This is a genomic window from Pragia fontium, assembly GCF_900638655.1.
GTDB lineage: Bacteria > Pseudomonadota > Gammaproteobacteria > Enterobacterales > Enterobacteriaceae > Pragia > Pragia fontium.
In genome coordinates, this window is the sequence record NZ_LR134531.1 from 985825 (window position 1) to 1000817 (window position 14993).

Sequence of the window (14993 nt, forward strand, 5' to 3'; positions counted from 1 at the left end):
TATGAGACATTTGATTTGCCTTGGTGATAAAACCAGCCATGGCGGTGAGGTTATCAGTGCCAGCTCTACGATCAAAATTAAAGGCATCACCGTTGCTTTGGTGGGGGATTTGGTTTCTTGCCCGATTTCAGGGCACGGCATCACGGCTATTTTACCGGATAGTTGCAGTATCCAGATGGCAGGCCAGCAGGTTGCGCTACAGGGTTTTCAGGCCGGATGTGGTTGTACGTTGATTGCTGGGCAGTCCACGACTTCAGCAATCAATTGATAGTTTATTTTCTACACCTGCTTTTAATTTTAAGCAGTTAACTATTCTTGGCATTATCTTTATTTTTTTATTAACCATGCTTATTCTTATAATTCGAATAAATTGGATTTTATTAATAATATAATTAGGAGCATGTCATGAATAAATGGTTAGCGATGCTGATTGGTATGACGTTGGTATCCGTCAGTACACTAAGTCAGGCTAATGAAGTACAAGATCAGATGATGGTGATTGCTAAAAATTACGGCACGATTCTAAGCACCAACTCTCCTGATGAGTTTAAGCAGGGATTGGCTGCAATGAAGGACGCCGCCACTAAAGCTCAACAGGGCGTACCGGACAAGCTGAAAGGTCAGGATAAAGATAGTGCCAGTATGAAAGACTATCGCCATGGATTAGATGTATTGATGGGGGAAATTGACGGTGCTAAAGCATTAGCCGATGCGGGTCAATTAGATAAGGCCAAAGAAGCGGCGCAACAGTTCAAAATGACGCGTAACGAATATCACCAAAAGTATAAGTAATCGTATTGCGTGAAGAGACACCGCCGTTTCTGTGAAAGTATGGCGGTATCTATACCTGAAAGCGGTTATTCAGGGGTTAAGATGTATGCTTATCCTGATTGCCGCTATATTGTCTGAAAGATAAACACCCCTTCCATTTTTTCTGAAAAATTTCCCCGGACTGACTTTCTTCTATCTCTGTCAACTTAGTTAAAGTTTGTTACTGCTTTTGCATATTCAATGAATTTTCATTGACCCATGAGAAAGAAAATGTAGACTGCCCATCATAAAAACAGCGAACAGCTGTAAGCTGAAATGAGAAACAACTTTATGAACCAAACTCTTGAGCAATTTCATCCTGTCGCACGGGTACAAGATCGTATTCAACAAAATCCGGACAGGATTGCTTTCAGGGAATGGCACCAGCATCAGGAAAACGCCCTGAGCTGGCAACAAATTGGCGAACGCATTTCCTTGATTGCCCGAGCTCTGTTGAGTACCGGCGTACAAGTTCAGGATCGTGTTGCTATTTTTGCTACTAATAGTATGGATTGGGCCATCACAGATTTATCTATCCAGCATTTACGTGCTATCGGTGTGCCGATTTACTCAACGAATACCCCTGCCCAGTCTGCGTTTGTGATCAACGATGCACAAGCGCGTACTCTGTTTGTTGGTGCGCAGGCTCAGATGGATGCGGCGTTAACCATCCGTGAGCTTTGTCCTCAGTTAGAGCGCATTATTGCCTTCGATAGTCAGATTGATTTAGGTGATTGCGATATCGCTATTCATCTTGATGATTTTTGTCGATTAGCGGATGACAGCCATTTAGCCGAATTGCAGTCGCGTATTGACGATCGAAATATTGACGATCTGTTTACCCTGATTTATACCTCCGGCACGACAGGCGAGCCAAAAGGCGTGATGCTGGATTATCGCAATCTGGCTACCCAGTTTTGCCTGCATGATGAACGTCTGACGGTGAGTGCTGAGGATGTCTCTCTTAGTTTCCTACCTCTTTCTCACGTATTTGAACGAGCGTGGAGTTTGTATGTGATGCACGCCGGGGCGCAGAACGTATATCTGCGTGATACTGCGGCAGTGCGTGAAGCCATGTCGGATGTTAAACCAACGGTGATGTGTGCGGTTCCTCGTTTCTATGAAAAAGTGTTCTCGGCGATTCATGACAAAGTTGCTCAGGCGCCGTGGCATCGGAGAGGCTTGTTCCGCGCAGCGATTTGGTGTGGTCAACGTAAATTCTGGGCTCAGCATCAGGGCAAAAGTTTGAACCCACTGCTGTCAGTCTGTCATCGTTTGGCCGATAAGCTGGTGCTAACCAAGCTACGGGGTATATTAGGCGGTAATGTGCGCTTTTTACCGGCTGCCGGGGCAAAGTTGGATGATAATATTATTCTGTTTTTCCACGCGGTTGGGTTGCATATCACCTATGGTTACGGCATGACAGAAACCTGTGCAACGGTTTCCTGCTGGGAAGAAACCGGTTTCCGCTTTGGCTCGATTGGTCGACCGCTACCGGGCGTTGATGTACGCATTGGCGAAGAGAATGAAATTCAGATTCGTGGCCCAATCGTGATGCGTGGTTATTACAATCGTCCACAGGCTTCCGCCGAGGCATTCACCAGCGACGGTTGGTTAAAGACCGGTGATGCCGGCATGATGGATGAATGTGGTAATTTGTTTATTACCGAACGAATTAAAGATTTAATGAAAACCTCGTGCGGCAAGTATATTGCTCCACAGGCGATTGAAGGGGCGTTAGGGCAGGATCGCTTTATCGACCAAATCGCTGTTGTCGCAGATGCGCGTAAGTTTGTTTCAGCGCTGATTGTGCCCTGTTTTGCCAGTCTGGAAGAGTATGCCCATTCAATGAATCTGATTTATAAAGATCGTTTGGAGCTGCTACGCAATAGCCATATTGTTGAGCTGTTTGAAAAACGGCTGAATGAATTGCAGAAAGAGTTGGCGCGTTTTGAACAGGTGAAGCGTTTTACGTTGCTACCTGATGCTTTTAGCATGGAACAGGGGGAGCTTACCCCAACGCTTAAACTGCGTCGTAAAGTGATATTAAACCGCTATCAGAGCGAAATAGAGAAGATGTATCGGGAATAATCACGCCATTTTTTAGCATCAGTTGGGAAGTTCCACCGATGGTAAGTGCGGTGTTGACCCGTTTTCTGTTTATGCCCATTCCCTATAGAGCCGTTACAGCGGCTCTTATCCTATCTAAAATTCAATTGCTTCAATAAACAATCTGTTAGCCTTCAGATAAACTTTCTTGCGTCGGACATAAAATTGCCTTTGCCAGCGTGGGAAAGCAACGGTATGGTAATAAGCTGTCCGTTGGCTATTTTTTATCTGACGTTATCGCGGTTTATACAGGGAAATGATTTATCAGAATGACTGCTCTTGATTGGCAGACCAACGGTCATAATTCAATATAATCATGGGTAAAACCCTATAAATAATTCGATGGCGATAAATCGCCAGTGAACACAACATAAAATAACCTGGAGGAGAGCCCCATGGAGTCGTTGTCAGGAGCTGAGATCGTTGTCCGATCGCTGATCGATCAAGGCGTTAAACATGTATTTGGTTATCCGGGGGGCGCGGTACTGGATATTTACGATGCGCTGCATACGGTGGGTGGCATCGATCATATTTTGGTGCGTCATGAGCAGGCTGCGGTGCATATGGCGGATGGTTTTGCTCGCGCGACCGGTGAGGTGGGCGTGGTGCTGGTGACATCTGGTCCGGGCGCCACCAATGCGATAACTGGTATTGCAACGGCGTACATGGATTCTATTCCACTGGTGGTTCTTTCCGGGCAGGTACCGACGTCGCTAATCGGTAACGATGCTTTCCAGGAATGCGATATGGTGGGAATTTCTCGCCCAGTGGTAAAACACAGTTTTCTGGTGAAGAATGCGGAAGATATTCCAAGCGTGCTGAAAAAGGCGTTTTACGTTGCGAGTACCGGTCGACCTGGGCCTGTGGTAGTTGATTTACCGAAGGATATTCTTAATCCGGCGATTAAAATTCCGTATTCTTACCCAGAACAAATCTCAATGCGTTCTTATAACCCAACGATACAGGGTCATCGCGGGCAGATAAAGCGTGCGCTACAGATGTTATTGGCAGCCAAGAACCCGGTGGTTTATGTTGGCGGTGGGGCGATTACTTCGGCCTGTGATGTGGAATTGAAAACGCTGGTGGAAAAACTCAATCTACCGGTAGCCAGTTCGTTGATGGGGCTGGGAGCTTTCCCTTCAACCGATAAGCATTTTGTCGGGATGCTAGGTATGCATGGCACCTATGAAGCCAATATGACTATGCATCATTGTGACCTGATTTTTGCTGTTGGAGTGCGGTTTGACGATCGTACCACCAATAATTTAGAGAAGTACTGTCCGAACGCGACGGTTTTGCATATCGACATTGACCCAACATCGATCTCTAAAACGGTTAACGCGGATGTTCCAATTGTTGGTGATGCCAAGCAGGTATTAAATCAGATGTTGGACTTGCTGAAGCAGCGCGATGCATCTCAGCAATTTGAAAATCTGGATGGCTGGTGGGCGCGCATTGATGAATGGCGCACTAAAAACTCATTGGCCTACGATAAAGGCGGCGATCGCATCAAGCCTCAGGCGGTTATTGAAACCCTGTATCGTTTAACCGAAGGTAAAGCCTATATCGCGTCAGACGTTGGCCAACACCAAATGTTTGCTGCGCTTTACTATCCATTCGATAAACCTCGCCACTGGGTTAACTCTGGTGGTTTGGGCACCATGGGCTTTGGCTTACCGGCGGCTCTGGGGATCAAACTGGCACTACCGCAAGAGACGGTGGTTTGCGTGACCGGTGACGGTAGTATTCAGATGAATATTCAGGAGTTATCTACGGCGCTACAATATGATTTGCCGGTTGTCGTATTGAACCTGAATAATAAATTCTTGGGTATGGTTAAGCAGTGGCAGGATCTGATCTATGCTGGTCGTCATTCCCATTCTTATATGGATTCGTTACCTGATTTCATCAAGCTTGCAGAAGCTTATGGTCATATCGGTATATCCATTAGCAAGCCGGAAGAATTGGAAAGTAAACTGGCGGAAGCATTAGCGGTTAAAAATAAGCTGGTGTTTGTTGATGTTGCCGTCGATGAAAGAGAACACGTCTATCCTATGCAGATTCGCGGCGGGTCGATGGATGAAATGTGGTTAAGCAGAACGGAGAGGAGCTGATCATGCGCCGTATATTATCGGTATTACTGGAAAATGAGTCAGGAGCTCTGTCTCGCGTTATTGGTCTGTTCTCCCAACGTGGCTACAACATTGAAAGTTTGACCGTTGCGCCAACGGACGATCCAACGTTATCTCGTATGACGATTCAAACTAAAGGGGACGCGAAAGTTCTCGAACAGATTGAAAAACAGCTACATAAGCTGGTTGATGTGTTGCGAGTCACTGAATTGACGGAAAGCGACTGTGTGGAACGGGAAATCATGCTGGTGAAGCTGCGGGTTTCTGGTGAGGGCAGAGAAGAGGTTAAACGCTGCGCGGATATCTTCCGTGGGCAAATTGTTGATGTGACCTCATCCCTGTATACCGTCCAATTAGTCGGTACCAGCGGTAAGCTGGATGCGTTTTTAGCTGCCATTCGTGAAGCGGGAGAGATTGTTGAAGTCGCTCGTTCTGGTTTGGTGGGCGTTGGTCGCGGTGAGCGGATTATGCGCTAGGTTGAGGTGTGTTGGGGGCGAAGAAGTAAAAAAGTAGTCTACTGACATACACTCAATCGGAGGGAGGGAATGGCGTGGGGGTCGTAGCAGCGAAAGCTGCCGGAGTGCCCGTAGCCATTCCAGGCCCGACGCTAGTCGTTGCTGAGTACTGATGGTTTTCCGGCTGAGCACTTAGGTGATATTTATACAGGTTTTTACAGCCGGAATACTCGTTAGGCCCAATTTGAAAAAGTCCCAAGCTCTACCCGATGTAGAGCTTTTTATTTTGTATTAAACTGACTGAATGGATTAAGCCCTTGCTCAATTGTTATATCTTGGGTTAGATCTACCTTGTTGAAAGTTATTTGTATTAGTATAGCTATTCAGCCTCCAATGACAGGGCGAAATAATACTTAAGGGGTTAATGTGAAACTGGATGAAATTGCGCGTCTCGCTGGCGTTTCACGCACGACTGCTAGCTATGTAATTAATGGCAAAGCTAAACAATACCGTGTGAGCGATAAAACAGTTGAGAAAGTCATGGCGGTAGTCCGGGAGCATAATTATCAACCCAATGCCGTTGCTGCCGGTTTACGTGCCGGTCGTACTCGTTCTATCGGCTTGGTTATTCCAGATTTAGAAAATACCAGTTATACGCGGATTGCTAATTATCTTGAGCGTCAGGCGCGTCAGCGGGGCTATCAGTTATTGATTGCCTGCTCGGAAGACCAACCCGACAATGAAATGCGCTGTGTAGAACATTTACTGCAACGTAAGGTTGATGCATTAATTATTTCGACGGCGTTACCGCCGGAGCATCCTTTCTATCAGCGTTGGATTAATAGCCCATTACCGATTATTGCCCTTGACCGTGCGTTAGATCGTGAGCATTTCATTAGTGTGGTCGGTGCTGACTATGAAGACTCCGAAATGCTGGCTTCAGAATTCCGGACTTTTAAAGCGGAAACCGTTGCCTATATCGGGGCATTACCCGAATTATCCGTTAGCCAATTGCGTGAGCAGGGCTTCCGTCAGGCATGGAAAGATGACAAACGCCCAGTAAGCTATTTATATGCTAACAGTTATGAGCGCGAATCAGCTGCTGAAGCATTTGGCCAATGGCTGAAATCTAATCCGATTCCTCAGGCGATCTACACCACGTCATTTGCTCTGTTGCAGGGCGTGATGGATGTGATTCTGCAAAAGCAGGGGCATTTACCCTCAGATCTGGCTATCGCCACCTTTGGTGATAATGAACTATTGGATTTTCTTGAGTGTCCGGTCTTGTCCGTAGCCCAGCGTCACCGGGAAGTTGCTGAGCGGGTACTTGAGCTGGTGTTGGCAAGCATTGATGAAACTCAGAAGCCAAAGCCGGGATTAACGCGCATTCGTCGTAGCCTGTTCCGACGTGGTTGTTTAAGCAGGGTTCAGTCATAAAAATCTCAAAAACAGCCTGATTATACAATTTTTGATAGATTTACCGCTTAAAGTTATTAATAAAACAGAGAGTTAGCGATTAACTCTCTGTTTTGCTTTTTACGATATTGCCATAGGATCGGCGAGTAACAGACTGGCGTTACTTTATGTTACGATTAAACGCTAAAGCCAATGATTCATCCCCGATTAGAATAACGCGCCTAATATATTCTCCCTCGTTCACTTCATTCAGATAGCATTGTGGTTGTTGAGGCATATTTTTTGAATTAACGGAAATTTTATTAATTGATTGCCAAAATGTATCACTGCTAACACTTCGTTTATCACTCGAATAAAATAAACATTACTATTCATAGAGTTATTTATATTTATTTTAAATAAACACGGTTTTAATTTATTTCTGGTGACAAAATTAGCCTCTATTTGAGGAAAAGTATTGGTACTTCGTCTTGACAATCTTTTAATACCCTCCGTAAACTCTATTCAAGTGGGGATTTGTGGGGTAAAGTGGTAAAACTTGTCGCTAAGGAGTGACCAGCCCATGTTTCGTGGAGCAACAACGGTAAATCTTGATAGTAAGGGGCGTCTGGCAATCCCTACTCGCTATCGGGATTCATTGCTGGATGGATGTGAAGGCCAATTGGTTTGTACCATTGACCTCCATCAGCCGTGCCTGTTGCTTTACCCCTTACCTGAATGGGAAAAGATTGAGCAAAAATTATCCAAGCTTTCCAGTATGAATCCGGTTGAGCGTCGCGTGCAACGCTTGCTGTTAGGTCATGCCAGTGAGTGTCAGATGGATAATGCCGGTCGTTTGTTGATTGCTAATACATTGCGACAACATGCGGACTTGGTAAAAGAAGTGATGCTGGTTGGTCAATTCAATAAGTTTGAATTGTGGAGTGAAGACAACTGGTATCAACAAGTTAAACAAGATATTGAGGCTGAGCTATCTGCCAACTCACCTTTATCAGAGCGGTTACAGGATTTTTCATTATAACTTATGTTGAATAACTATCAGCACACCACGGTGCTTTTGGATGAAGCAGTTAACGCCTTAAGCATTCGGCAAGATGGTATCTATATTGACGGTACTTTTGGCCGTGGTGGACACTCGCGCCTGATTCTATCTCAACTGGGGCCGGAAGGGCGCTTGATCGCCATTGACCGTGACCCTCAGGCCATTGAAGCCGCTTCAACCATCAACGATCCCCGTTTTTCCATTATCCACGGTCCTTTTTCCGATTTAGCTGAATATATGCGCGATTTGCATCTGGAAGGCAAGATAAATGGCGTGTTACTCGATTTAGGGGTTTCTTCGCCGCAGTTGGATGATGCCGAACGCGGTTTTTCTTTTATGCGTGATGGGCCGCTGGACATGCGTATGGATCCGACCCGCGGTTTGTCTGCGGCGGAATGGTTGATGAAAGCGGAAGAAGAAGATATTGCCTGGGTATTAAAAACCTTTGGTGAAGAACGTTTTTCCAAGCGTATCGCGCGCGCCATTGTGGAGCGTAATCGCGAACAGCCGTTAACCCGAACCCGTGAACTGGCCGAATTAATTGCCACTGCCACACCGATTCGTGACAAGCATAAACACCCGGCGACTCGAAGCTTTCAGGCTATTCGTATCTACATTAACAGCGAGCTGGAAGAGATCGAGCGTGCACTGGATGGGTCTCTGGATGTATTGGCAGAAGGTGGCCGACTGTCGGTTATCAGTTTCCACTCGTTGGAAGACCGGATGGTTAAACGCTTTATTCGTCAGCATAGCAAAGGGCCACAGGTTCCGGCTGGGCTTCCATTAACGGAAGAGCAGTTGAAGCAGCACGGCGGTAGAAAATTAAAGGCGCTGGGCAAAATGATGCCGTCAGAACGTGAAGTCGCCGATAATGCGCGGGCACGTAGTTCGGTTCTACGCATTGCCGAAAGGACGGCGGAATGATTCCAAATGAGCGCCATAACTTAGTCAGCATTATTGGTGATGACCTATTACGTCACGCCAAATTGCCGCTGATTTTTATGGTGCTGGTTTTAGTTTCAGCGATGGCCGTGGTGTTATCCAGCCATCGTACACGTTTACTCACTGCCGAGCGGGAGCAGTTGATTTTAGAACGTGAAGCATTGGAAATTGAGTGGCGTAACCTGATTCTGGAAGAGAATGCCCTGGGCGACCATAGCCGAATAGAACGTCTGGCTAATGAAAAAATACAAATGCAACACGTTACGCCCGATCAGGAACAAATTGTTATCCAGAAATAGAGTAGCTGGAGTCAGTAAACGTTAATGGATGAATATTTATCCGATAAACGAAATGATAAATCACGGTGGCTAATAAACTTACATGAAAACAGCACGAACCAATAAAATTAAGATCAAGCGTCCAGAGAACGAAACCGGCTTTGTAAGCTGGCGTTTTGGTTTGCTTTGTCTGTTTATTCTATTGGCGATGTTTGGCCTAATGGCTCGGGCTGCCTGGCTACAAGTGATTGAACCGGATAGATTGGTCAAAGAGGGCGATATGCGCTCTTTGCGCGTTCAGGAAGTCCCTACCGCTCGAGGCATGATTTCTGACCGCTTTGGTCGTCCATTGGCGGTAAGCGTACCGGTTAATGCTATCTGGGCCGATCCGAAAGAACTCAATGAACGTGGCGGTATTTCGCCGGATATGCGTTGGAAAGCGCTAGCGGATGTCACGGGTATGCCGTTAGAAAAACTTAGCGAACGCATTAACGCCAATCCAAGGGGGCGTTTTGTCTATTTAGCGCGCCAGATTAATGCTGAAACCGCAGAGTATGTTCGTAAACTCAAGCTGCCTGGTATCTATCTAAAAGGTGAGTCACGTCGTTTCTATCCCGCTGGCCCGGTAACCGCTCATATTGTCGGTTTTACCAATATTGATGATAGCGGCTTGGAAGGCATTGAAAAAAGCTTTGAAGATAAACTGGTGGGTAAATCAGGTGAGCGTACGGTACGTAAAGACCGTTTTGGCCGAGTGATTGAAGATATCTCCTCGGTTGACAGTCAGGCTGCCCACAACCTGACCTTAAGTATTGATGAGCGTTTACAGGCACTGGTTTATCGTGAGTTAAGTAATGCGGTTGCTTTGAATAAAGCCGAGTCGGGTACCGCGGTATTGGTTGACGTGAATACCGGTGAGATTCTGGCAATGGCCAACAGCCCGTCCTATAACCCGAATAACCGGGTCGGTACGCCGGAGGATTTCTTCCGTAACCGGGCGATTACCGATATGTTTGAACCGGGTTCAACGGTTAAGCCGATGGTGGTCATGACCGCGTTGGATCGGGGCATTATTAAAGAAAACTCAGTATTGAATACCCGACCTTATCGGGTAAATGGCCATGAAATTAAAGACGTGGCGCTTTATCCTGAGTTAACCATTACCGGTATTCTGCAAAAATCCAGTAACGTCGGGGTTTCCCATTTAGCGTTAGATATGCCATCGGACGCGTTAGTGGATACCTACTCTCGTTTTGGCTTGGGCAAACCAACTAATCTGGGATTAGTCGGCGAAAGCAGCGGTCTGTTTTTACAAAGAAAGCGCTGGTCTGATATTGAAAGAGCGACTTATTCATTTGGTTACGGGCTAATGGTTACGCCATTACAGTTAGCGCGTGCTTACGCCACTATGGGCAGCTTCGGTGTTTATCGCCCTCTCTCCATTACTAAAGTCGACCCACCGGTACAGGGAAAACGTATTTTCCCTGAAAGTACCGTGCGTACTGTGGTGCATATGATGGAGGCCGTAGCCTTACCGGGCGGTGGTGGTACCAAGGCAGCAATCAAAGGTTATCGTATTGCGATTAAAACCGGGACCGCGAAAAAAGTTGGTCCTAATGGCGGCTACATAAATAAATATATTGCCTATACTGCTGGAGTCGCTCCGGCCAGTAAACCACGCTATGCATTGGTTGTTGTCATCAACGATCCAAGCGCCGGTCAGTATTACGGCGGTGCTATTTCAGCGCCGGTTTTTGGTGCCATTATGGGCGGGGTTTTACGGACCATGAACATCGAACCAGATGCATTGCCCGTGGATGATAAAAACGAATTAGTGATTAACCAGAAAGGAGCTACCAGTGGCCGATCTTAATTTAAGCGATCTGCTCGCTCCGTGGAATATTCAGGTTCCTGAGCGCAAGTTAAAAGAGATGACCTTGGATAGCCGAACGGCTGCCGCCGGGGATCTGTTTCTTGCGATTAAGGGGCATAAAGTTGATGGGCGTCGTTATATCGCTCAGGCCATCGCTCAAGGCGTTAGTGCGGTGATTGCTGAAGCGGAGGGCGAAGCAATCGATGGTTCTGTAGCCATGTCCCACGGCGTACCGATTATTTACATTGCACAGTTGAATAAACATCTGTCCGCGTTGGCTGGTCGTTTTTATCAGCAACCGTCGGAAAAAATGCGTTTGGTTGGCGTAACCGGAACCAATGGTAAAACTACTACCACTCAGCTATTGGCTCAATGGGGGCAACTGTTGGGTGAACGCAGTGCGGTGATGGGCACCGTGGGTAATGGTCTGCTGGGCCATGTTATACCGACGGAGAATACCACCGGTTCAGCGATTGATGTACAGCATGAATTAAGCGATTTAACTCAGCAGGGCGCGACGTTTACCGCCATGGAAGTGTCTTCCCATGGTCTGGTTCAGGACCGTGTTGCTGCACTGAAGTTTGCCGCTGCTGCTTTTACCAACCTTAGCCGCGATCATCTTGATTATCACGGCACGATGCAAGAATACGAAGCGGCTAAGTGGCTGCTGTTTAATCAGCATCAGGTGGGTGAAGCGATTATTAACGTGGATGATGCGGTTGGATTACGTCGCATTGCCGATATGCCCAATGCCATCGCAGTGACCATGGAAGATAATCTTCCTGTCGGCTGGCAAGGGCGTTGGTTGCGTACCTTGGAAGTGTCTTATCACGATAATGGTGCAACGGTTAAGTTTGATTCCAGTTGGGGCGGCGGTGTGATTGAAAGCCGACTGCTGGGGAAATTTAACGTCAGTAATCTTCTGGTGGCATTAACCACCATGCTGGCTTTAGGTTATGAATTAAGCGGTTTAATTGAAACTGCATCCAGTTTACAACCGGTATGCGGTCGTATGGAAGTGTTTACTGCACCGGGAAAACCGACGATTGTGGTGGATTATGCCCACACTCCAGATGCATTAGAAAAAGCGCTGGAAGCGGCGAGACTGCATTGTAAAGGTCAGCTTTGGTGCGTGTTTGGCTGCGGCGGTGACAGAGATCGCGGTAAGCGCCCACTGATGGGCGGCATTGCTGAACAGTTTGCCGATCGAGTGATTGTCACTGATGACAATCCCCGTAGCGAAGATCCACAAGCGATTGTGGCAGATATCTTGACCGGATTTGTTGATGCTGGCCATGCCCATGTGATTCATGGTCGTGCTGAGGCGGTAACCAGTGTGGTGATGCAGGCTAAAGCCGATGATGTTGTGGTGATCGCGGGTAAAGGTCACGAAGACTATCAAGTAATCGGTAATCGCCGTTTGGACTATTCCGATCGCACAACGGTCGCTAATCTGCTGGGGATAGCAGCAGGAGTCATGGCATGATTCCAATAACGCTGACTCAACTGGCTAACGTGGTGGAGGGTAAATTAATTGCCTCTACCACCGACATTACCGGCCGTCAGATAACGGATGTGATTACTGATACCCGCAAGATCGTTGATGGTTGCCTGTTTATCGCATTAAAAGGTGAGCGTTTTGATGCTCATGATTTTGCGGCTGATGCGCTTAAAGCCGGTGCCGGAGCGCTATTGGTGAGTCAGCATTTACCGTTGGATGTCTCGCAGATTGTTGTGAGCGATACACGTATTGCCTTAGGCCAAATAGGTGCTTGGGTCAGACAGCAAGTGACGGCCAGAGTAGTGGCGCTGACCGGTTCATCCGGTAAAACCAGCGTTAAAGAAATGACCGCGACGATTTTGCAGCAGTGCGGTAGCGTGCTATATACCGCCGGTAATCTTAATAACGATATCGGTGTTCCTCTCACGCTATTACGCCTGACGAAAGCACATAAGTTTGCCGTGGTTGAGCTGGGTGCCAACCATGGTGGTGAGATTGCCTATACTACGGCGTTGACCCATCCTGAAACTGCGCTGGTCAATAACTTAGCGTCGGCGCATTTGGAAGGGTTTGGTTCTCTGGCTGGCGTGGCAAAAGCTAAGGGTGAGATTTTTCAAGGATTACCGCCCCATGGCGTAGCGATTATTAATGCCGACAGCAATGATTTAACCGGTTGGCAGTCTTTGCTGGCGGATAAGCAAGTATGGCGTTTTTCTGCCGGGCAGACCGCAAACGTTGAGTTTTATGCCACGGATGTGGTGGTCAATCATCAGGGAACGGATTTTGTACTGCATTCTCCCATGGGCAATATCGCGGTACAGCTGCCTTTGCCGGGTAAGCACAATATTGCAAACGCCTTAGCCGCGGCGGCATTAGCCCTATCCGTTGGTGCCACATTAGAGAATGTTAAACAGGGGTTGTCCCTGCTTAAAGCGGTTCCAGGCCGTTTGTTCCCGGTTCAGTTAAGTGAAGGCAAGCTATTACTGGATGATACCTATAACGCTAACGTGGGTTCGATGACCGCGGCCGCACAGGTGCTGGCTTCCATGCCGGGCTATCGTGTGATGGTAGTTGGCGATATGGGGGAATTAGGTGATGAAGCTGAAGATTGCCACCGTCAGGTTGGTGAGGCAGCGCGTCTTGCTGGCGTCGATAAAGTATTAAGCGTTGGTCAGTTAAGTGAAATGATAAGTATGGAAAGCGGTAATGGTGAGCACTTTAGGGATAAAGAGGCTGTCGCTAAACGTCTGGGTGAATTGCTATCTGAGCATGCGGTCATGACAATTTTAATCAAAGGTTCACGTAGTGCCGCAATGGAGCAGGTAGTACGCAGAGTACAGGAGATAGCACAATGTTAGTATGGCTGGCGGAACATCTGGTTTCATTTTATTCCGGTTTTAACGTTTTTTCTTATTTGACGTTTCGCGCTATCGTGAGTCTGCTGACCGCGTTATTCCTCTCTTTGTGGATGGGGCCTCGCTTGATTGCCTTCTTGCAAAAACTGCAAATTGGTCAGGTTGTACGCAATGATGGTCCGGAATCTCATTTCAGTAAACGTGGTACGCCAACCATGGGCGGTATCCTGATTCTGGTATCGATCACTGTTTCTGTGCTGCTGTGGGCTAACTTAAGCAATCCTTATATCTGGTGTTCGTTGTTTGTCCTGCTGGGTTATGGGGTAGTTGGTTTTGTTGATGACTATCGCAAAGTGGTACGTAAAGATACCAAAGGGTTGATAGCGCGCTGGAAATATTTTTGGCAATCCGTGATCGCCTTAATTGTCGCGTTTACCATGTATGCCATTGGTAAAGACACACCAGCAACGCAGCTGGTGGTTCCGTTCTTTAAAGATATTATGCCGCAGTTAGGCGTGCTTTATATCCTGCTTTCTTACTTTGTTATTGTGGGTACCAGTAACGCAGTTAACCTGACTGATGGTTTAGATGGTCTGGCTATCATGCCAACGGTGTTTGTAGCCGCCGGTTTTAGTTTGGTGGCTTGGGCGACCGGTAACGTCAATTTTGCTAACTATTTACATATTCCCTATATTCGTCACGCTGGCGAACTGGTGATTTTCTGCACCGCGATTGTCGGGGCGGGGCTAGGTTTCCTGTGGTTCAATACTTACCCGGCGCAAGTATTTATGGGCGATGTGGGTTCCCTTGCTTTGGGTGGTGCGTTGGGTGTGATAGCGGTACTGCTGCGTCAGGAATTCTTATTAGTGATTATGGGTGGGGTATTTGTCGTTGAAACCCTGTCGGTAATTTTGCAGGTGGGATCGTTCAAACTGCGCGGTCAGCGTATTTTCCGCATGGCGCCGATTCACCACCACTATGAATTGAAAGGCTGGCCAGAACCGCGAGTGATTGTGCGTTTCTGGATTATCTCATTAATGCTGGTATTAATTGGCTTAGCTACGCTCAAGGTGCGGTAAT

General features: G+C 47.2%; 13 protein-coding genes. All 13 read left to right on the forward strand.

Annotated features, from left to right (window positions below; all coding sequences use genetic code 11):
• Position 1 precedes the first annotated feature (1 nt).
• The 13 genes from EL341_RS04035 (at position 2) to mraY (ending at position 14992) form a co-directional block, all read left to right on the forward strand.
• A complete protein-coding gene (locus EL341_RS04035; protein WP_114986280.1) occupies positions 2–268 on the forward strand; it encodes a PAAR domain-containing protein in 267 nt (88 codons plus the stop codon).
• Positions 269–405: 137 nt separating this feature from the next.
• Complete coding sequence (cybC, locus tag EL341_RS04040) at positions 406–792, forward strand: cytochrome b562 (RefSeq protein ID WP_074820076.1); 387 nt, start codon at positions 406–408, stop codon at positions 790–792.
• 309 nt (positions 793–1101) lie between these two features.
• Positions 1102–2901, forward strand: coding sequence for an AMP-dependent synthetase/ligase (locus EL341_RS04045; RefSeq protein WP_047780154.1), 1800 nt, complete (start codon positions 1102–1104; stop codon positions 2899–2901).
• 413 nt (positions 2902–3314) lie between these two features.
• A complete protein-coding gene (gene ilvI, locus EL341_RS04050; protein WP_126467072.1) occupies positions 3315–5033 on the forward strand; it encodes an acetolactate synthase 3 large subunit in 1719 nt (572 codons plus the stop codon).
• A 2-nt stretch (positions 5034–5035) separates the two neighbouring features.
• Positions 5036–5527 (forward strand): acetolactate synthase small subunit, encoded by a 492-nt coding sequence (gene ilvN / locus EL341_RS04055; protein ID WP_047780156.1) that lies wholly within the window; start codon positions 5036–5038, stop codon positions 5525–5527.
• Positions 5528–5932: 405 nt separating this feature from the next.
• Positions 5933–6943 carry a catabolite repressor/activator gene (gene cra / locus EL341_RS04060; protein ID WP_047780157.1) on the forward strand — a complete coding sequence of 337 codons (1011 nt, stop codon included), beginning with the start codon at positions 5933–5935 and terminating at the stop codon, positions 6941–6943.
• Positions 6944–7484: 541 nt separating this feature from the next.
• Positions 7485–7943 (forward strand): division/cell wall cluster transcriptional repressor MraZ, encoded by a 459-nt coding sequence (gene mraZ / locus EL341_RS04065; RefSeq protein WP_047780158.1) that lies wholly within the window; start codon positions 7485–7487, stop codon positions 7941–7943.
• A gap of 3 nt (positions 7944–7946) precedes the next feature.
• The gene (rsmH, locus tag EL341_RS04070) at positions 7947–8888 is read left to right on the forward strand and encodes a 16S rRNA (cytosine(1402)-N(4))-methyltransferase RsmH (protein WP_047780159.1); all 942 of its coding nucleotides are present in this window, start codon (positions 7947–7949) and stop codon (positions 8886–8888) included.
• Positions 8885–9205: a cell division protein FtsL gene (ftsL, locus tag EL341_RS04075; RefSeq protein WP_047780160.1), complete on the forward strand. Its 321-nt coding sequence runs from the start codon at positions 8885–8887 to the stop codon at positions 9203–9205. Before rsmH ends, ftsL begins: the two co-directional genes overlap by 4 nt.
• An 82-nt stretch (positions 9206–9287) precedes the next feature.
• On the forward strand, positions 9288–11057 hold the full coding sequence (gene ftsI / locus EL341_RS04080; RefSeq protein WP_047780161.1) for a peptidoglycan glycosyltransferase FtsI: 1770 nt from the start codon (positions 9288–9290) through the stop codon (positions 11055–11057).
• Positions 11044–12543: a UDP-N-acetylmuramoyl-L-alanyl-D-glutamate--2,6-diaminopimelate ligase gene (gene murE, locus EL341_RS04085; protein WP_126467074.1), complete on the forward strand. Its 1500-nt coding sequence runs from the start codon at positions 11044–11046 to the stop codon at positions 12541–12543. Before ftsI ends, murE begins: the two co-directional genes overlap by 14 nt.
• Positions 12540–13916 carry a UDP-N-acetylmuramoyl-tripeptide--D-alanyl-D-alanine ligase gene (murF, locus tag EL341_RS04090; RefSeq protein WP_074820066.1) on the forward strand — a complete coding sequence of 459 codons (1377 nt, stop codon included), beginning with the start codon at positions 12540–12542 and terminating at the stop codon, positions 13914–13916. The genes murE and murF overlap by 4 nt, the downstream gene beginning before the upstream one ends.
• Positions 13910–14992: a phospho-N-acetylmuramoyl-pentapeptide-transferase gene (gene mraY / locus EL341_RS04095; RefSeq protein WP_074820064.1), complete on the forward strand. Its 1083-nt coding sequence runs from the start codon at positions 13910–13912 to the stop codon at positions 14990–14992. Before murF ends, mraY begins: the two co-directional genes overlap by 7 nt.
• The last annotated feature ends 1 nt before the right edge of the window (position 14993 follow it).

What these genes read in the sequence shown, in the direction of transcription:
- ftsI (WP_047780161.1), top strand. Translation starts at nt 9,288, where the DNA reads ATGAAAACAGCACGAACCAATAAAATTAAGATCAAGCGTCCAGAGAAC.
- rsmH (WP_047780159.1), top strand. Translation starts at nt 7,947, where the DNA reads ATGTTGAATAACTATCAGCACACCACGGTGCTTTTGGATGAAGCAGTT.
- EL341_RS04035 (WP_114986280.1), top strand. Translation starts at nt 2, where the DNA reads ATGAGACATTTGATTTGCCTTGGTGATAAAACCAGCCATGGCGGTGAG.
- ftsL (WP_047780160.1), top strand. Translation starts at nt 8,885, where the DNA reads ATGATTCCAAATGAGCGCCATAACTTAGTCAGCATTATTGGTGATGAC.
- EL341_RS04045 (WP_047780154.1), top strand. Translation starts at nt 1,102, where the DNA reads ATGAACCAAACTCTTGAGCAATTTCATCCTGTCGCACGGGTACAAGAT.
- cybC (WP_074820076.1), top strand. Translation starts at nt 406, where the DNA reads ATGAATAAATGGTTAGCGATGCTGATTGGTATGACGTTGGTATCCGTC.
- ilvI (WP_126467072.1), top strand. Translation starts at nt 3,315, where the DNA reads ATGGAGTCGTTGTCAGGAGCTGAGATCGTTGTCCGATCGCTGATCGAT.
- ilvN (WP_047780156.1), top strand. Translation starts at nt 5,036, where the DNA reads ATGCGCCGTATATTATCGGTATTACTGGAAAATGAGTCAGGAGCTCTG.
- mraY (WP_074820064.1), top strand. Translation starts at nt 13,910, where the DNA reads ATGTTAGTATGGCTGGCGGAACATCTGGTTTCATTTTATTCCGGTTTT.
- mraZ (WP_047780158.1), top strand. Translation starts at nt 7,485, where the DNA reads ATGTTTCGTGGAGCAACAACGGTAAATCTTGATAGTAAGGGGCGTCTG.
- murF (WP_074820066.1), top strand. Translation starts at nt 12,540, where the DNA reads ATGATTCCAATAACGCTGACTCAACTGGCTAACGTGGTGGAGGGTAAA.